21 protein-coding genes are annotated in these 18,010 nt (G+C 48.5%); 15 read left to right on the top strand and 6 right to left on the bottom strand.

Translation table 11 applies throughout. From position 1 onward, the window contains the following. Nucleotides 1-3 precede the first annotated feature (3 nt). Nucleotides 4-912, bottom strand: a complete 909-nt coding sequence (gene hisG, locus ACN0UN_RS02385) for an ATP phosphoribosyltransferase (protein WP_417658557.1) — start codon at nt 910-912, stop codon at nt 4-6. A 404-nt stretch (nt 913-1,316) separates the two neighbouring features. On the opposite strand from hisG, the gene ACN0UN_RS02380 reads away from it, so the two are divergent. The 10 genes from ACN0UN_RS02380 (at nt 1,317) to ACN0UN_RS02335 (ending at nt 10,832) form a co-directional block, all read left to right on the top strand. Further along, nucleotides 1,317-3,242: an ATP-dependent DNA helicase gene (locus ACN0UN_RS02380; RefSeq protein WP_417658556.1), complete on the top strand. Its 1,926-nt coding sequence runs from the start codon at nt 1,317-1,319 to the stop codon at nt 3,240-3,242. Then, complete coding sequence (gene tsaB, locus ACN0UN_RS02375; RefSeq protein WP_417658555.1) at nt 3,239-3,940, top strand: tRNA (adenosine(37)-N6)-threonylcarbamoyltransferase complex dimerization subunit type 1 TsaB; 702 nt, start codon at nt 3,239-3,241, stop codon at nt 3,938-3,940. Before ACN0UN_RS02380 ends, tsaB begins: the two co-directional genes overlap by 4 nt. Nucleotides 3,941-4,046: 106 nt before the next feature. Next, nucleotides 4,047-4,619 carry a Slp family lipoprotein gene (locus ACN0UN_RS02370; RefSeq protein WP_417658554.1) on the top strand — a complete coding sequence of 191 codons (573 nt, stop codon included), beginning with the start codon at nt 4,047-4,049 and terminating at the stop codon, nt 4,617-4,619. 19 nt (nt 4,620-4,638) lie between these two features. Beyond that, complete coding sequence (locus ACN0UN_RS02365; protein ID WP_417658553.1) at nt 4,639-5,550, top strand: alpha/beta hydrolase; 912 nt, start codon at nt 4,639-4,641, stop codon at nt 5,548-5,550. 80 nt (nt 5,551-5,630) lie between these two features. Next, nucleotides 5,631-7,307 (top strand): long-chain-fatty-acid--CoA ligase FadD, encoded by a 1,677-nt coding sequence (gene fadD, locus ACN0UN_RS02360; RefSeq protein WP_417658552.1) that lies wholly within the window; start codon nt 5,631-5,633, stop codon nt 7,305-7,307. A gap of 3 nt (nt 7,308-7,310) precedes the next feature. After that, complete coding sequence (gene rnd / locus ACN0UN_RS02355; protein WP_417658551.1) at nt 7,311-8,444, top strand: ribonuclease D; 1,134 nt, start codon at nt 7,311-7,313, stop codon at nt 8,442-8,444. 2 nt (nt 8,445-8,446) lie between these two features. Beyond that, a complete protein-coding gene (locus tag ACN0UN_RS02350) occupies nt 8,447-8,728 on the top strand; it encodes a YcgL domain-containing protein (protein ID WP_417658549.1) in 282 nt (93 codons plus the stop codon). Beyond that, nucleotides 8,725-9,726, top strand: coding sequence for a lytic murein transglycosylase (locus ACN0UN_RS02345; protein WP_417658548.1), 1,002 nt, complete (start codon nt 8,725-8,727; stop codon nt 9,724-9,726). Before ACN0UN_RS02350 ends, ACN0UN_RS02345 begins: the two co-directional genes overlap by 4 nt. Nucleotides 9,727-9,729: 3 nt before the next feature. Then, entirely contained in the window at nt 9,730-10,377 is a 648-nt protein-coding gene (locus ACN0UN_RS02340; protein ID WP_417658547.1) for a fumarylacetoacetate hydrolase family protein, read from the top strand. Next, the gene (locus ACN0UN_RS02335; RefSeq protein ID WP_128350986.1) at nt 10,374-10,832 is read left to right on the top strand and encodes a YcgN family cysteine cluster protein; all 459 of its coding nucleotides are present in this window, start codon (nt 10,374-10,376) and stop codon (nt 10,830-10,832) included. Before ACN0UN_RS02340 ends, ACN0UN_RS02335 begins: the two co-directional genes overlap by 4 nt. Here the strand turns inward: ACN0UN_RS02335 and dsbB are convergent, their stop codons facing one another. Continuing rightward, nucleotides 10,833-11,354, bottom strand: a complete 522-nt coding sequence (gene dsbB / locus ACN0UN_RS02330; protein WP_417658546.1) for a disulfide bond formation protein DsbB — start codon at nt 11,352-11,354, stop codon at nt 10,833-10,835. Between the two features lie 208 nt (nt 11,355-11,562). Between dsbB and fadR the strand changes: the two genes are divergently transcribed. Then, a complete protein-coding gene (gene fadR, locus ACN0UN_RS02325; protein ID WP_417658545.1) occupies nt 11,563-12,273 on the top strand; it encodes a fatty acid metabolism transcriptional regulator FadR in 711 nt (236 codons plus the stop codon). Nucleotides 12,274-12,310: 37 nt separating this feature from the next. Here fadR and ACN0UN_RS02320 read toward each other — a convergent pair whose 3' ends face one another. Together ACN0UN_RS02320 and sodB are read right to left on the bottom strand one after the other, a co-directional pair. Further along, complete coding sequence (locus tag ACN0UN_RS02320) at nt 12,311-13,387, bottom strand: NADH:flavin oxidoreductase (protein ID WP_417658544.1); 1,077 nt, start codon at nt 13,385-13,387, stop codon at nt 12,311-12,313. 133 nt (nt 13,388-13,520) lie between these two features. After that, nucleotides 13,521-14,102: a superoxide dismutase [Fe] gene (sodB, locus tag ACN0UN_RS02315; RefSeq protein WP_417658543.1), complete on the bottom strand. Its 582-nt coding sequence runs from the start codon at nt 14,100-14,102 to the stop codon at nt 13,521-13,523. Nucleotides 14,103-14,337: 235 nt separating this feature from the next. Between sodB and ACN0UN_RS02310 the strand changes: the two genes are divergently transcribed. Beyond that, nucleotides 14,338-14,676, top strand: coding sequence for a Grx4 family monothiol glutaredoxin (locus ACN0UN_RS02310; protein WP_128350981.1), 339 nt, complete (start codon nt 14,338-14,340; stop codon nt 14,674-14,676). A gap of 27 nt (nt 14,677-14,703) precedes the next feature. Next, nucleotides 14,704-15,309 (top strand): peroxiredoxin, encoded by a 606-nt coding sequence (locus ACN0UN_RS02305; RefSeq protein WP_417658542.1) that lies wholly within the window; start codon nt 14,704-14,706, stop codon nt 15,307-15,309. A 90-nt stretch (nt 15,310-15,399) separates the two neighbouring features. Here ACN0UN_RS02305 and ACN0UN_RS02300 read toward each other — a convergent pair whose 3' ends face one another. Further along, complete coding sequence (locus ACN0UN_RS02300) at nt 15,400-15,888, bottom strand: GNAT family N-acetyltransferase (RefSeq protein WP_417658541.1); 489 nt, start codon at nt 15,886-15,888, stop codon at nt 15,400-15,402. A gap of 81 nt (nt 15,889-15,969) precedes the next feature. On the opposite strand from ACN0UN_RS02300, the gene ACN0UN_RS02295 reads away from it, so the two are divergent. After that, entirely contained in the window at nt 15,970-16,518 is a 549-nt protein-coding gene (locus ACN0UN_RS02295; RefSeq protein WP_417658540.1) for a DUF924 family protein, read from the top strand. Beyond that, nucleotides 16,518-17,309, top strand: a complete 792-nt coding sequence (locus ACN0UN_RS02290; RefSeq protein ID WP_417658539.1) for a DUF429 domain-containing protein — start codon at nt 16,518-16,520, stop codon at nt 17,307-17,309. Before ACN0UN_RS02295 ends, ACN0UN_RS02290 begins: the two co-directional genes overlap by 1 nt. A 1-nt stretch (nt 17,310) precedes the next feature. Here the strand turns inward: ACN0UN_RS02290 and ACN0UN_RS02285 are convergent, their stop codons facing one another. Next, nucleotides 17,311-18,009 (bottom strand): aspartate/glutamate racemase family protein, encoded by a 699-nt coding sequence (locus ACN0UN_RS02285; RefSeq protein WP_417658538.1) that lies wholly within the window; start codon nt 18,007-18,009, stop codon nt 17,311-17,313. Nucleotide 18,010: the final 1 nt, after the last annotated feature.

Here is an 18,010-nt window from a genome sequence, read left to right as displayed (position 1 = left end):
GACTTACCCCATCATTTTTTCAATTGGTAGCACCAGAATTGAGCTGCAACCAATTTCTTTTAATTGTTCCATAGTTTCCCAAAATAGCTTCTCGGTACTTACCACGTGCACAGCCACCAGCTCGTCGGTGTGGCTAAGCGGAAGTATGGTCGGGCGTTCGGCGCCTGGTAGCAACTCAACCACTTGCTCAAGAGCAGCAACCGGGGCGTGCAGCATGATGTATTTGCTCTCACGCGCCATTTGCACACCATCAATACGTGGCAATAGCTGATCAACGATCGCTTGCTTTGCTGCCGACAATGGCTCAGGGCGTTGAATTAACTGTGCTTGCGAGCGGAATATCACTTCTTTTTCCACCAAACCATTGGCTTCTAGCGTGGCACCCGTCGAGACCAAGTCGCAGACTGCATCGGCCAAGCCGGCACGCGGCGCAACTTCGACACTGCCGGTTAAAATAGCGTTGCTAGCCGATACGCCTTGCTGTTGCAGGTAGTTTTGCAATAGGTACGGGTAGGTGGTGGCAATGCGTTTGCCTTCTAAATCTTTTACGCCGTTGTAGTTTTCTTCTTTCGGTATGGCAAGCGATAAGCGGCACTGGCCAAAATCGAGCGCGCGTAAACGCTGCACAGTACTGGCCAACTTAGTCGCCTGACGTTCAAGGCGAACTTCTTCTAAAACGTTTTCGCCAACCAAACCCAGATCAACCACGCCGTCCATAACTAGGCCGGGGATGTCATCGTCACGTACCCGCAGCAAGTCAACCGGTTGGTTGCTGCTGTGCGCTAACAAACGCGCTTCGTGCAGACTGAATTTAAAGCCACAGGCTTGCAGCAGTGCAATCGACTCTTTACTCAAACGTCCAGATTTTTGAATGGCGATGGTTAATCGCTGTGAACTTTTATCTACAACCATAATTTGCTCCTAATAAAAAACCCCGCGAAGGAGTGCCTTGCGGGGTTTTTTAATTGATTCGGTGAAGGCAGCCCCAAAATAATGAGTTAGCCTTCAGCTCTAAGGCTGGGCTAACGAGAGTTCATATGATGATGGTGGTGCCAGTTGTTTAGCATGAATCTGTACTCGTTGTTCGTGCGCCGTTCAAATGATGGAGTGATTGTATAGAAAATGGAGTCGCGAATAAAGCCTGTTTGCAAGGTTTGCGGTGATTTGTTGTATCAAGTTGTATATTGGGTGGGTTAATCGTTATTCGTTAATGGTTATTCGTGAGATACAAAACCAACAACGCGTAACGATTAACGAATAACGAGTAACGGGTTTCTATGATAAAGTTACTGCATCACTTATTCTAAAAACAATTCATGTCCAAAGTTACCTCACAATTTCAAGCGGATGGCGTGCTGGCGCGTACTTTGCACGGGTTTCGACCGCGCGCATCGCAAAGCGAAATGGCGGCCGCGGTAGAGCGTACGCTAATCAAGAAATCGCAACTTGTGGTTGAGGCGGAAACTGGAACCGGCAAAACCTTTGCCTACTTGGTTCCGGTGCTGCTAAGTGATGGCAAGGCCATTATTTCAACAGGCACAAAAGCGCTGCAAGAACAGTTGTATCACCGTGACTTACCAGCGCTGCGCGATGCTCTGGCACCGCGTAAAATGGTGGCTTTACTGAAAGGCCGCGCCAATTATTTGTGCCTGCACCGAATGAATCAAGCGGTAGCGCACAGTGGTGAACTGAATAAAGAACAGCAAAGTCAGTTGGTCGAAGTAAGAAAATGGGCGCAGCGAACAGAAGACGGTGATGTCGGTGCTATCAATATTTTACAAGAAGACGCCGCCATTCTGCCCTCGGTAACCAGTACTGTGGACAATTGCCTGGGGCGCGACTGTCCGGATTACGATGATTGTTACCTTGTCAAAGCGCGCAAGCGCGCGATGGATGCTGACTTGGTGGTGGTAAACCATCACTTGTTTTTCGCCGATATGGCGCTTAAAGACGTCGGTTTTGGTGAGCTGGTGCCACAGTCTGATGCGGTGGTGTTTGATGAAGCGCATCAGCTGCCGGACATTGCCAGTCAATATTTTGGCGAAGCCGTATCAAGCCGTCAGTTGCAAGAGCTGGCGCACGAACTTAAAGTTTTGTATTTAACTGAATTAAAAGACCTGAAACAGTTGGACAAGGCCGCCGACAAGTTATTGGGTAGCTTGAAAGACTGGCGCTTGGTGTTTCCGCATGACGCCATGCGCGGCAATTGGCGGCAGTTTTCGCAGCAAGAGTCAGTGCGTATGGCCGCACACATGGTGGCCGAGCATTTAGGCTTTTTGCGTGACGTGTGTAAAAACGCACTAGGGCGCAGCCAGGATTTAGACAATGCCTACGAGCGCTGCGTGCAATTTCTGCACAAATGGGACCAATTGCAAGCGGTTGATCGCACCGGCTTCAGTTTCTGGTTTGAAACCACAGTGCGGCAAGTAACGCTGCACCAAACGCCGTTGAGTGTAGCGGACAAGTTTGGCGGTTATCTTGAGCGCAGTGACATGGCATGGATATTCACTTCTGCAACCTTGGCAGTGGGCGAAGATTTTAGTCATTTTACCAATCAGCTGGGTATTAATCAGGCTGAAACACTGTGTTTATCAAGCCCATTCAATTTCGCTGAGCAAGCGCTATTGTGCTTGCCGCGCTATTTGCCACAGCCGCATGAGCGTGAAATGCCCAAAGCGCTGCTGCAGGTGGTTGAGCAGGTGCTGGACCATAATCATACCGGCGGCACCTTTGTATTGTTTACCAGTCATCGCATGCTGCAAATCATCGCCAAACAGCTCGAAGAGCGCACCGACCGGCCATTGTTGGTGCAAGGCAGCACCAGCAAACGCGAACTGCTGCAGCAGTTTATCGCTGCCGGTAACGGTATTTTGCTTGGCACATCATCGTTTTGGGAAGGCGTTGATGTACGCGGTGACGCGCTACGTTGCGTGATTATCGACAAGTTACCGTTCGCGAGCCCAGACGATCCGCTGTTGCAAGCGCGCGTGGAAGATTGCCGATTACGTGGAGTTGACCCTTTTGCTCAGGTACAATTGCCGCAAGCCATTATTGCTCTCAAGCAAGGCGCTGGGCGATTAATACGTGATGCCGATGACCGTGGGGTGTTGATTGTTTGCGATCAACGTTTAGTGACCAAGCCTTACGGTGGTGTGTTTCTGCAAAGCTTACCCGCCATGCGCCGTACACGCGATTTAGCCGTTGCGCTTGAGTTTTTAGATACCTTGGAGAAATCAGAGTGAGTTTGAATGCGGTATTAGCGTTAGATACGTCAACCGAACAATGTTCTGTCGCGTTAAAAGTAGGGGAGCGCGTGGTGACGCGTGCCGCCATTACGCCACGGGAACATTCGCAACGCATTTTAGCTTTTGTGCAAGAGGTTCTTGCCGAGCAACAGATTGAATTAAGCGCGGTGGACGCGCTAGTAGTCGGCCATGGGCCGGGCAGCTTTACTGGGGTGCGCATTGGCGTGTCCGTGGCGCAAGGGTTGGCATTTAGCCAAAACCTGCCGGTTATTCCAGTCAGTACGCTAACAGCATTGGCACAGCAAGCGATTCGTTTGCATGGCTCTGAACACATTATCAGCGCAATTGATGCACGCATGCAGGAAATTTATGTTGCGCCGTTTATCAATAAAAACGGCTATGCACAGCAAGTAGCCACAGAACAAATGGCACCGCTTGAAGACATCACATTACAACCATGGTGGGCAGAAATTGCCGATCAGATCACCATTCATGGTGCTGGAACGGGATGGACAAGCTATGCCGAGCAGCTCAACCCAACTGGGGCCGTGGCAGTATTAGACGATATAACCTTGCCACTAGCCGAAGACATGCTGCAGTGGGCATTACAGCACGGTAAAACGGTGCAAGCAGCAGATCTTCAGCCCCTGTATGTACGTAATGAAGTGGCATGGAAAAAATTACCGGGCCGTTAAATTCTTGGTTAATTTTCTTGAACTTAATACGCAAATTTCGGCTCCAAGTACTACTATATAAAACGAATATAATGGTTCGTTGGGGTTTAGCAGTGAGGTACTCAGTATGAAATTGTGGATAGCACTAATAGCGTCACTTGTATTGACAGCATGTTCTGCGGTTCCGGATGCATTGCAAGTGGCTAACGAAGATGAACTTGTCAGTTACAATGCGGCGCTAGAACAACCTCAAAGCGTGGTGGGTAAAACCGCACGGTGGGGCGGCGTCATTGCAGATGTGCAGAACTCTGATAATGGCACCGTTATTGAGGTGGTTAATTTTGAGCTGCAGCGTTGGGGACGTCCGCTGGTAAGCGATCAAAGTAACGGCCGCTTCCGTGCAAAAATAGACGGCTTTGTCGACCCTATGGTTTACAAGCAAGGCAGTCATGTTACGTTCACGGGAACCCTTGCCGAGCCTGAAACGGGCACCATTGGTGAATACACCTATTTATTCCCAGTGTTAGAAGCAACAGGCAAGTACTTATGGCCAGCTCGTAAAGAAAGCACCCGCATTGAGGTGAGTTACGACTCGCTGTGGTATCGTCATTATTACTACACACGGCCTGCGTATCCGCGCCCGGTATACATACCAGGCCCAGTAATGGAAAAAGGTTCATCGAAAACCGATAACAACTAGTCAGTAAGTAGCATTATTCATGACTCAAAATAACTCGTTTTATTCACAGGCTCAGCACGCTGCTGAGCCTGTTTCGTTTAAGCTCCCCTGGGGCACCGTTCGTGGCCTTGCTTGGGGCGCCCAAGAAGGCAAGCCGTTACTGGCGTTGCATGGTTGGCTCGACAATGCTTATAGCTTTATTCCAATTGCCGATGCGTTCATGCGCAGTGACCTGGCCAGCACCTACCGACTGATCGCACTCGACTGGGCAGGCCACGGCCATAGTGACCATCGGCCGCCGGGCAATTACTACCCGTTTATGGATTATGTCTATGACTTGTGGTTCATCTGCGAACAACAGCAATGGCCACAGGTGACATTTCTAGCGCATTCTATGGGTGCCTATATCGCCAATATGTTTGCCGGAATCGAGCCTCAGCGCGTGGCGCAATTACTTGCAGTTGAGGCGTTCGGCCTACTGGCGTCTTCCGCCGATGAAACCACCGAAGACTTGCGCAAAGGCTTTCGAAGCCGTTGGCAGCAGCAGTTTAAACACCGGCCGCATTACCGAGACTTAGAAACAGCTATTTCAGCCCGGGTGCAAGCTGGCGACTTTAGCCGCGAGCTGGCGGCATTGTTGGTAGAACGTGGCATTGAGCAACTTGGCGAAAATGACTACCGATTTCGTGCCGACGGGCAATTGCGGTTGAAGTCGCCCGTGCGCCTAACCGCTGCACAAATTGCTGATGTGTTAAAGCACATTGAGTGTCCGTTTAGCGTGGTTCTTGGCAGTACTGGTCATACGCGCTTGAAGCAAGCGATTGAACATTGGGGGCAGTATGTACCCCAGTTAAAGGTGCATGAAGTTGTGGGTGGGCATCATGTACATATGGAACAACCAACTGCGATTATTGGGCTATTATCACAGATGATTGACGCGCACAATGGCTAGGAAACACTGGTCGGATATGCGATGATTGCGCGTTATAACAATTCCAATATTTAATTTATTTGTTCAGGAGCATGAAGCGCGTGGATAAAATTTGGCTGAAACGTTATCCAGCTGGCGTACCGGAAACCATTGATCCGGACCACTTTAATTCGCTGGTCGACATTTTCGAGCAGAGTATCCAGAGTTACGGCGACAAAGTTGCCTACGTCAACATGGATAAAGAGATGACTTTCAATGAACTTGACGCGTTATCGCGCGAGTTCGCTGCATATTTACAACAACAAGGCATGAAGAAAGGCGATGCGTTGGCAATTATGATGCCCAACTTGTTGCAGTATCCAATTGCCTTGTTTGGTGCTTTGCGCGCGGGTTTAGTGGTGGTAAATGTCAACCCACTGTATACGCCACGCGAATTAAAGCATCAGTTGTCTGACTCGAATGCAAAAGCCATTGTCATTTTAGATAATTTCGCGCATACCCTCGAAAAAGTACAAGCCGACGTACCTATCAAAAAAGTATTTCTGACCGCTATCGGTGACATGTTGCCGGCACCGAAGCGCTGGATAGTCAACGCAGTGGTCAAGTACGTGAAAAAAATGGTGCCAAGCTACAAGCTTAAAAATACCATCGATTTTCGCAGTGCGCTGAAGCAGGGCGCCAAAGCAAATTATGAACGCCCAGAAATGACAGGTAGCGATTTAGCATTCTTGCAATACACTGGCGGAACGACAGGTCTCGCGAAAGGCGCAATGTTATCGCATCGTAATATGGTCGCTAACCTTGAAATGGTGTCTGCGATTGTTGCACCGTTGGTGAATGACGGTGAAGAAACAATTGTGACCGCGTTACCGCTTTACCATATCTTCGCGCTAACCGCGAACTGCCTGACCTTCATGAAGCACGGTGGCCGCAATATCCTAATTACCAACCCGCGCGACATGAAAGCCTTCGTTAAAGAGTTGGAAAAATATCCGTTCTCGATGATCTCTGGCGTGAATACGTTATTTAATGGTTTGCTGCACGCTGAAGGCTTTAAAGATTTAGACTTTTCGCATCTTAAAATAGCGTTGGGCGGCGGTATGGCCGTACAGCGTTCAGTTGCAGAACATTGGGAACGCGTAACCAAGTCACGTTTATTAGAAGGCTACGGCCTGACAGAATGTTCGCCTGTAGTTACGGTAAACCCGACGGACATTGAGCACTACAATGGCACCATCGGTATTCCGTTGCCGTCTACCGACGTGCGTATCGTTGATGAAGATGGTAAAGAAGTTGCGCAGGGCGAGCCAGGCGAAATACAAGTTCGTGGGCCACAGGTGATGGTTGGTTATTTAAACCGCCCAGACGAAACTGCAGAAGTTATGAAAGACGGCGAGTGGTTCGCAACCGGTGATATTGGTGTGATGGACGAGCAGGGCTTCTTCAAAATTGTGGATCGCAAAAAGGACATGATTTTAGTTTCAGGATTCAATGTGTATCCAAATGAAATTGAAGATGTGATTGCGGATCATCCAAAAGTTCTGGAAGTTGCCGCTATAGGTGTCCCGCATGACTCGTCGGGCGAGCAAGTGAAAGTATTTGTGGTGCGCAAGGATAAATCGCTAACCGAAAAAGAACTTATTAGTTACGCCCGCGAAAACATGACCGGCTATAAAGTACCAAAATTGGTTGAGTTCCGTGACGAACTGCCCAAAACCAATGTTGGTAAAATACTGCGTCGTAAACTACGCGATGAAGAAGAGGCTAAGTCGAAATAACGCATGCTTCCATTTCAGGTAATTACCTCTAACGCCGACTTGCTCGCATTTTGTGAGCAAGCTCGGCAAGCGCCATACCTTGCTCTAGATACTGAATTTGTCCGCACCCGTACCTATTATGCCCGGCTGGGTCTGGTGCAGGTTCGTGCGGCTGACCAACTGGTGCTGATTGACCCCGTTGCGGGCATTGATCTCGAACCGTTTTGGCAGTTATTGAAAGATCCGAACGTGCACGTGGTGATTCACGCAGGCGGCGAGGATTATGAAATTCTGGCGCAAAACATGGGCCAAATTCCAACGCACATTTTTGACACGCAAATTGCAGCTGCATTTGCCGGTATCGGTGACGCGATGGGTTATGCGGCCATGGTTAAGCATTATTACGATGTTGAACTGGATAAATCCCAGTCGCGTACCGATTGGCTGCAACGGCCGCTGGCGGCAGAGCAGCTGGATTATGCGGCCGCGGATGTGTTTTATTTGCACGACATCTATCCGCGGCTACGGGCCGAATTAAGCGCTGAAAAGCTCGCACTGGTGGAAGCTGAAAGTGCATTGCAGGTCGCAAAACGTGCACAGAAAACGCCACCCCAGTGGCTGTACCTGTTTTTCGGAAACGCATGGCAATGTGACCCACAGCAACTCGCAGTATTGCGCGAATTGATGGCGTGGCGTTTAGACCGGGCGCAAAAATCAGACATTCCGTTGGGCTTTGTGGCGAAAGACCATACGTTATTAGAGCTAGCGCGCCGCATGCCACAGAATATGGGGCACTTGCGTGGTATTACAGACTTATCACCGGTAACCATTCGTTATGCGGGTGATTCGTTGCTGGCCGCGGTGCGTGCGGGTCAAGCGAGCACTGACTTACCCAAGCAAATGGAACGTTTAACCGATATGCGAGGCTATAAGCCAGTATTTAACGCGATTAAACAGCAGGTTGCTGCATTGGCAAAAACCTTGCAGGTGGAATCCGGCATGATTGCTTCACGCCGCCAAATTAATGATGTTATTCATTGGGAGTGGCAGATTCCTGAGCAGGCCAAGTCTGACCTGTCACCACCTGACTTGTACACTGACTGGCGTGGGGCTAAGCTGAAAGCATCTTTGGAAGCTATTTTTAAGCGAGATCGTTAAGCATGTTGTGTGCGATTTATCGCAGTCCGCGAAGGGCTGACACGTATTTGTATATGCCGCACCCCGCGGACTTTACAAAAATCCCTGAACCTTTACTGCAAAGTTTTGGTCAACCTATACATATTATGACGGTTGCGCTGAAACCTGAGCGCAAGTTTGCTCGTTTAAGCATGGAAGAACTTACCAAGCACCTGAACGAATCGGGATTTTATCTACAAATGCCTCCGAAAGAAGCTAATTTACTGGATGCACATAAGAAGCAACAACAGGAGTCTGCGTCATGAATCAAGTAGTCCGTACGTTATTATCTGCGGTTGTGTTGTTGGCGTCGCCAATCTTGCTCGCTCAGGAAACCGCTGAGGAGAAAGGCCCAGAAGGCTTCGCGGCCTACGTTGAGGCCATTAAGAAAGAAGCTTTAGCCGACGGTTACAGCGAAAGCACCTTGGAAACAGCTTTTGCCAACGCAGAATTCTATCAGCGCTCAGTGAAAGCTGATCGCAACCAGCCTGAATTCAAACTCACTTTAGACACTTATCTGCCGCGTGCGGTACCGGAATGGAAAGCCAAGAAAGCGGTTGAGATGTTTGAGAAGCATCAAGATTTGCTGGAAGAAATTGGCGCCGAATACGGTGTGCAGCCACGCTTCATTGTGGCGTTGTGGGGTATTGAAACCAATTTTGGTTCATTCACCGGTGGTATGGATGTGATTTCAGCGTTAACCACAATGGCCTACGAAGGCCGTCGTGAAGAGTTTTTCAAGAAAGAACTCTGGCATGCGCTGACCATTGTTGAAGAAGGTCACATTGCGATTGATCAAATGAAAGGGTCGTGGGCTGGTGCCATGGGGCAAGCGCAGTTTATGCCAAGCTCGTTCATGGCTTATGCCGTGGATTATGACGGCGATGGTCGCAAAGACATTTGGGGCTCAATGGGCGATGTATTTGCCTCCGCGGCAAACTATTTGAAGTCAGTGGGTTGGCGCGATGATGTAACCTGGGGCCGTCAGGTTCAGATTCCGGAAAATTTTGATGGCGACTTAGCTTCACTGAAGGTAAAGAAGTCGCTGGCTGAATGGCAAGAACTCGGTGTGCGCCGCTATGACGGTTCTGATTTGCCTGTGCGTGACGATATTGAAGCATCTGTAGTAATCCCCGACGATAAGCAAGGTCGGGTATTTTTGGCGTACAATAACTACGACGCATTAATGCGCTGGAACCGTTCACATTACTTTGTGGCGGCAGTGGGTTATTTATCTGATCGTATTCGCTTTCCGCGTTCTTAACTTATGACGCCGCAACGCCCTTCTAAAATCGTGTGCGTGGGCCGCAATTATGTTGCCCACGCCGCCGAACTTAATAATCCGTTGCCGACACGGCCACTGTTATTTATTAAACCGCCATCCGCAATAACCTGCCTTCCGGAAGTAACCATTCCCATGGGGCAGGGTGAATGCCAGCACGAAATTGAGTTGGCGCTTTATATTGGTAAAACCTTACGCAAAGCCGATGCAGCAGATGCGATGCAGGCGGTGGTTGGGTATGGCGTGGCGTTGGATTTAACCTTGCGCCAAGTGCAAAGTGAACTTAAGGCACAAGGCCAACCGTGGGAGCGAGCGAAAGCCTTTGATGGCTCTTGTGTGTTGGGCGAGATGATTCCTGCGTCAGAATTTGACGCAGAACATGCATCGCCGTTTGAGATTAGCTTGTCAGTGAATGGCGAACTGCGTCAGCAGGGCGATAGCAGCCAAATGATCTTCGCCATGGCGGATTTATTGGCCGACATCAGCCAGCAATTCACACTAGAACCCGGTGACATTGTGCTAACGGGTACGCCAGCAGGTGTCGCAGCTCTCGCTTTGGGCGATCAATTGCAGTTGCAATTGCGCCAAGGTGAACGGCACTGGCAATGGTCGGGCGTTGTTAGCAGCCAATGACCACCAAATTCTGGGAACAAAAATCACTGCAAGAAATGACTCACGCCGAGTGGGAATCACTCTGTGACGGTTGCGGAAAATGCTGCTTGCACAAGTTGATCGACGAAGACGACGCGCAGGAAGTTATTCAATATACCGATGTGAGTTGCCGCTTACTGGATACAAAAACCGGTTTATGTTCCGATTATGCCAACCGCAAAGAGCATGTGCCGGACTGCGTGGTGATAACCCCAGATAACGTAAACGAGCTGGATTACATGCCCACCAGTTGTGCGTATCGGCGTCTGGCCGAAGGGCGGGGGATACCCAGTTGGCACCCACTGAACCACAACGGCTCGCGCGGCCCCATGTTAGCAGCCGGCATGAGTGCTGCTGGCCTGGTGGAATCCGAAGACTACGTTGAAGAAGAACTCGAACTACGAATTGTCACCTGGCCGCTGAACGATATCGACTAATTACAGCTTATGCAGTTTAATCACGCGCGCTGCGATAACAACTACCGCGACTACCGCGTAACTTGCGAAGATGATTTGCATCCAACCTGGCATGCTCAGCCCGGCGAATTGCCAGTCAATTTCTCCGCATTGCCCTGGTGCTGCAAAAAAGCTCGGGAACCACTCGTGCAAAGGCATCCAGCTTGGAAAGTTCGGGAACGTATCACAAACAATAAACCATGAGTTTTCCGAGTTCTGCACTTCAAGGTGTTCAGTGGCTATCAGCCAGCCCCACACCGACGCCACCAACCAGCCTACATAGCCCACCAAGCGCGCAATGAGTGCCTGTGGTGCAAACGTAGGCACTAGCGCGATTAAGCCAATAACGAGCACCGCTGTGCGTTGATAAATACATTTTACGCAGGGCTCAAGGCCCAATTGGTACTGAAAAAATAACGCGCCACCTAACAATGCAAAGCAAGAGGCTGCAAGCAGTGCCCATGCACCGCGCTGAGAAGGAAGTTTGGCAAGAAAAGTGAGCATAGAATCACCAAGTTATAGTAAATTGTTCAGAACCTTACCTGAGCAGTATTTAATTGTCGATAAGATTAGGTTAAGAAGCTTTACAAAACTTGTCCGACCATTGAAAAGCCTGCTAGAATCGGTTTTCGGTATATGACAAATAGCAACCCTATCTGCTTCAATATAGGGCTTCTAAGTAGGTAACGTTATTCAAAACACAGGCCACTTCATGATAATCAAGGCACAAAGTCCAGCAGGTTTTGCCGAAGAATACATTGTAAAATCAATCTGGAATGGACACTTTGCTCCAGGCACTATCTTGCCTGCGGAACGCGAACTGTCTGAGCTTATTGGGGTAACACGCACAACACTGCGCGAAGTATTGCAGCGTTTGGCGCGTGATGGCTGGTTAACCATTCAACATGGTAAACCAACGCGAGTGAATAACTTCTGGGAAACTTCAGGGCTTAATATTCTTGAAACCCTTGCCCGCCTTGACGAAGACGGCATGCCAGAATTGGTCGATCAGCTCTTATCAGCACGTACCAACATCAGCGCCATCTACATTCGTCAGGCTGTGCGTAATGCACCAGAAAAGGTGGTTGAGCTGCTTAAAGAAGCCGAAACACTCGAAGACACTGCAGAAGCGTTTAGTCAGTATGATTACCATTTGAATCACGATTTAGCGTTTGCTTCCGGTAACCCGATATATGTGTTGGTTCTGAACGGTTTCAAAGGGCTTTATTCGCGGATCGGTAACTTCTACTTTTCGAACGCTGATGCGCGTAAATTGGCGCGTAAATACTACGCTGACTTACGTGAAATGGCGGCAGATTCGCGCCGTGATGACGCAGTTATGTTAGTGCGTGAGTACGGTTACCAGTCGGGCCGTATCTGGCACAGTATGCGTGGTGACATTCCGGACAACCTGGTCGAATAACCGAAGTTATTCGTGCCAGGTTATCCGGTACACAGTTTTATTCGACGCCTTGTTCAGCGCGCCATTTCCACTCGTTTTCTAATGTGGCTTTTGGCAGCAACATTTGAAAGTCTAAATCGGCCAAGGTGTCGCCTGCCTTAAAGCGCTCTGGAAAATCAGGGTTCGCTAATGCTTTTTTACCTAACGCCAGTAACGCATTCGGAAATTGCGCGGCATAGTCCGCGTAATTGGCCTCATCAATGCCACCATTAATGATGAGGCCGACGTTCGTTTCGGTGGCAACTACTTCAGCCAGCGTTTTCTCACTGCCGTTCGCAAATGGTTTGCGGTCAACTGTGGTGTCTGTGGTATGAATAAAGTCCACACCGGCTTCTGCGAGAACGCGCACCAGTTTCACTGCGGCAGTTTCGCCTTCAGGCCATTGATAGTCGTTGTCGGTTACGGTGATTTGACCAATACGTATGCCAACCACAAAGTCATCGCTCACGGCCGCACGAACCGCGCGAACCACTTGTTCAACGTAAGCAATGCGTTTATCTAACGAGCCACCAAATTCATCGGTGCGTTGGTTAAAGTGAGTGCTGAGGAATTCATTCAGCAAGTAGCCATTGGCTGCATGCAACTCAACGCCGTCAAAACCTATCTCTTCGGCTTTTTTAGCAGAGGCCACAAACCCGTTTAGCGCATGTTCAAGATCGCTTTGGGTGGCTTCTGTAGGCTCTAACCACCCGGGTACGTCGCCGTATAGGCTTAATGGCTCACCTTTGGGTTGCACGGCGCTGGGTGCAATGGGTTGGTCAACGTAGTTGTTGTGCTGCATTTGTGCACCAGCGTGCATTAACTGCATAATTGCCTTACTGCCTGCCGCATGAATGCGTTGAACAATGCCGTGCCAAGCATCGGCTTGAACGGCGTTCATGATACCAGGTTGATTCACATAGCCTTGTGAGGCACGGTCATCGGTGTAAACACCTTCAGTTATAACCAAACCGAAGCCACCTTTGGCGAAGCGCTCGTAGTAGTCGCCCATCAGTTCAGTTGGCACGCCATGCTCATCAGCGCTGGTGCGCGTCATCGGCGCCACGGTAAAACGATTGGGTACATCAATAAACATAAGCCCTCACTTGGTATTAGGTTGTATAACAGACGTGGGGATGTTTACGTAAATTACAAGGAGAGTGATCAGCGCGGGGCAATAAAAAACGGCCAAAACCGCGTAGGCTTTGGCCGTTTTAGACGATTAAGACTTAAGCGAAGTTTTTCGCAACAAAGTCCCAGTTCACCAAGTTCCAGAACGCGTTTAAGTAATTCGGACGCGCATTACGGTAATCGATGTAGTAGGCGTGTTCCCACACATCAACGGTTAAAATTGGTGTTACTGACGAATCAGTAAGAGGGGTTTCAGCGTTGCTGGTGTTTACGATAGCTACTGAACCGTCTGCTTTTTTCACTAACCATGTCCAGCCTGAACCGAAGTTGCCAGCAGCTTGCGCGCTGAACTCTTCTTTGAACTTATCAAACGAACCGAAAGCAGCGTTGATTGCATCAGCAACTGCACCTGTTGGCGCGCCGCCGCCATTTGGGCTTAAGCAGTTCCAGTAGAAGGTGTGGTTCCAAACTTGAGCTGCGTTGTTGAACACGCCGCCTTTGGTTGTTTTGATGATATCTTCGAGCGACTTGCCTTCCATGTCGGTGCCTTTCACCGCATCGTTCAGCTTGGTCACGTAGGTTTGATGATGCTTACCATAGTGATATTCAATGGTTTCAGCTGAGATATGTGGTTCAAGTGCGTTTTTCTCATAAGGCAATGCTGGTAATTCAAATGCCATGTCGACTCTCCGTTGTTGTTGAGAATGGTATTTTTAGAAACTGTTTTAAATAGACGAAACGTTTCGAAATCAATGGCATTTTACCATTGAATTAGAAACATGCCGTCACTATATAGTTAAATTGAGGCACAAAAGTTTATTTCAAGGGTGAATTTCACCCTTTTTGCCGACTGTTAAGTATAGACGATTATGGTAAAATACGTGCCGTTTCGAACGCTCAATACCTGAGGTAGTCATGGAAACTGTTGAAAAGATTAAGCAACAAATCGAAGAAAACCCAATTTTGTTGTACATGAAAGGTTCGCCGAAGTTGCCAAGTTGCGGCTTCTCTTCGCAAGCGTCACAAGCCTTAATGAGCTGTGGCCAAGCATTTGCGTTCGTGGATATTCTGCAAAATCCAGAAATTCGCGCCGAATTACCGAAATATGCCGATTGGCCAACGTTCCCGCAGTTGTGGGTTGAAGGCGAGTTGGTAGGCGGTTGTGATATCATTTTGGAAATGTTCCAAAAAGGCGAGTTACAAGAATTAATTAACGAAGTGGCAGCGCGTCATCCGGCGCCAGAAGCTGACTAAATTTTAACAACTAGATGGAGATAAACCATGGGTGTATTAGTAGGCCGTAAGGCTCCTAACTTCACTGCAGCAGCAGTTTTGGGAACAGGCGAAATCGTTGAAAACTTTAACTTGCATGAGCAAATTAAAGGCAAAAAAGCGGTAGTATTCTTCTACCCATTAGATTTTACCTTTGTTTGCCCATCTGAGCTGATCGCATTTGATCACCGTTTAGAAGAATTCAAAAAGCGTGGCGTTGAAGTTATCGGCGTAAGCATTGATTCTCAGTTCACGCACAACGCATGGCGTAACACTGCGGAAGCAGACGGCGGCATCGGTGAAGTTAAATATCCATTGGTTGCTGACGTTAAGCACTCAATCTGCCGTGCATACGACGTTGAGCACCCAGAAGCTGGCGTTGCATTCCGTGCGTCATTCTTGATTGACGAAGACGGCGTAGTTCGTCATCAAATCGTAAACGACCTACCATTAGGCCGTAACATCGACGAAATGATTCGTTTAGTTGACGCGTTGAACTTCCACCAGAAACACGGCGAAGTATGCCCAGCTGGTTGGAAAGAAGGCGACGAAGGCATGAAAGCTGACACGAAAGGTGTAGCTGAGTACTTGTCTAAGAACGCTAGCAAGCTGTAAAGGCAGAAAGCGTTAGTCGTTGTTCGTTATTCGTTATTCGAAAAAGCGAAAAAGCGAAAAAAATAAAAGGTCGCCTTTGGGCGACCTTTTTTATTTTGAGAGGTTGGTGACCATGATTGTTGTCTGTATACCTACGTGATCGGCTGTATGAAGCTTTTTGAAGCCATGTTTTTCGTAGAGTGCAATATTCATAGGTTCAGCTTGAAGATATAGGTTTTGTACATCAAGCGCTTTAGCCACTGTTTTGGCACTTTGAATGAGTTTAGAGGAAAGCCCTAAGCCACGAAATGTTGAAGCGATAAAAATACCTCCAAGCCAATGCGTATATTCCGGGAAATTTTTATTCTCGCGGTATTTTAGCTCGGCCACGCCAGCAAGTTTGTCATCAACAAATAGCACTAAACTTAAGGGAATCTGGTCTTTATTTCCTATCTTTTGCAGCACTATTTCATGCATATATTCAAGTGTAATATTTTCATCGTGCGCACCCCATTCGTTGTAATACCACCCTGCAATTGCATGTGATACTTCGGGTACGTCGGCAAGATATTTTATGGTGATGTTCTGGTCTTTAAGCATGATGAAGTTAATTGGTTTAGGTGAACTTGTGCGCTTGCTTATGAAGGGGTACATTCAGGCAAGCACTTAGGAATTTATATCATGAAATTACACGACTTTGCTGACGTTTTAAATTTTTGGTTTAACGATCTTACGCCGCAGCAGTGGTTCGCTAAAAGTGACGCGCTAGATACAACCATTACTCAGAAGTTTGGTGACATGCTGGGCGCTGCAGCACAGGGTGAGCTATGGCAATGGCGCAGCACCGCACGCGGGCGCTTAGCCGAAATTATTGTGCTCGACCAGTTCTCGCGCAATGTATATCGCGATACGGCTGCTGCATTCGCACAAGATGCGATGGCTTTAGTGCTCTCGCAAGAAGCTATTAGGCTGGGTTGTGATAGCGATTTCAATGCCGCTGAAAAGGCTTTCTTGTATATGCCTTATATGCATAGTGAGTCGGCGGTTATTCACCGGCAAGCTGTTGAATTATTTAATCAACCAGGCTTAGAAAATAATTACGACTTTGAGTTAAAGCATAAGGAAATTATTGATAAGTTTGGTCGATACCCCCATCGAAACGCGCTATTGGGGCGCGAATCAACTGCAGCCGAGTTGGCATTCTTGCAAGAGCCAGGGTCGTCGTTTTAATGAAACGTTCCGTTTTCATCGGTGTTGATGTTTCTTGTGCGGTGAAAAAGCGTATTCCGATTGTTTTCGCTGAGAAGCGAGAAGGACGGTTGATTCCGTTGCCAGTGAAAGCGTCGCCGTTTCAGGCTCCATATGGGCATGGAAATAAGCTGGTTATTGAGCATGACTTTAATGTGGATTATGCGAAGCGAGTTCGACAGTACGTTATTGACGTGTGTAACTATTATGAGGCAACCCCGCAGCGTATTGGCATAGACTCGCCGCTGCGCCCACGCGCTGAAAAACTCGACTATCGCATCGCTGAGCGCGCGTTAAACCAAGCCGGTATTCGCTGTTATAAAACACCTTCCAAAACTGAATTTGATGAAATAATAAGCAAGGTTCGTCGTCATTTGTCGCAGGGTGGCACGGTTTCACGTATTCCTCATGCCATGCAACTGTGGATGCTAGCAGGGTTTGAGATTTCCCGAGAATTGGCGAATGTTGCTCCGATTATTGAAACCTTTCCACAGGCTAATATTCGCAGGCTGATACCCAACGTGCCACACAAAAGCGGAAAGGGCATACCTCAACTACAATTAGAAGCCATAGCCCGCCACACCAACTGGCCCGCTACCCAATCCGAATGGGCACAGTTAAAACAAATTAGTGCGGGAGGCACCCACGATCAGGTCGATGCGTATAGCGCCGCGTGGGTTGCAAGTTTAAATGATGACGAAATTGATATTTTGGGCGATATTAAACAAGAAGACGCCATTTGGATACCTTCTAAAACGTTGGTTACGAAGTAACTTACGAACTGAGCCCTAAGGCAAACTTAACGGCTTGTTCCGCATGAATTTCGGTGGTGTCGTATAGCCGCACTTTGGTGTCGCTGCTTTTAATCAAGAGGCCAATTTCGGTGCAGCCGAGAATAACGGCTTCGGCACCGCTTTGCGCTAACGAATCGATAATCTCCAGGTAGTCGGCTTTTGACTTTTTATTGGTTTTGCCTAAGCACAATTCATTAAAAATAACCGAATGCACGCGGTCACGCTGCTTAGCATCGGGCACCACAACACAAATGCCGTAGTCTTCAATCCGCTCGCGATAAAATGCTTGTTCCATCGTAAACTTGGTACCCAGCAAACCAACGGCCTGAATGTTGTCGTTTTGCAGCGCTTTCGCGGTGGCATCGGCAATGTGCAGCAGGGGGATATTCACTGCCAGTTCAATTTCAGGGGCAACTTTGTGCATGGTGTTGGTGCACAACACAATAAAATCAGCACCGGCAGACTCCAGTGCTTGTGCAGCTTCAGTGAGAATATCGGCAGTACCAGCCCAATCGCCGGCATGCTGTAACGGTTCTATGTCAGCAAAATCAACGCTATAAAGAATAAGCTTCGCGGAATGCAAACCGCCGAGCTGTTCGCGCACTTTCTGATTGATAAGCCGATAATAGGTTTGCGTAGACTCCCAGCTCATTCCGCCGATTAAACCGATTGTTTTCATC

The organism is Pseudidiomarina sp. (assembly GCF_048267825.1).
GTDB lineage: Bacteria > Pseudomonadota > Gammaproteobacteria > Enterobacterales > Alteromonadaceae > Pseudidiomarina.
This window is presented reverse-complemented; position numbering and strand designations above follow the sequence as displayed.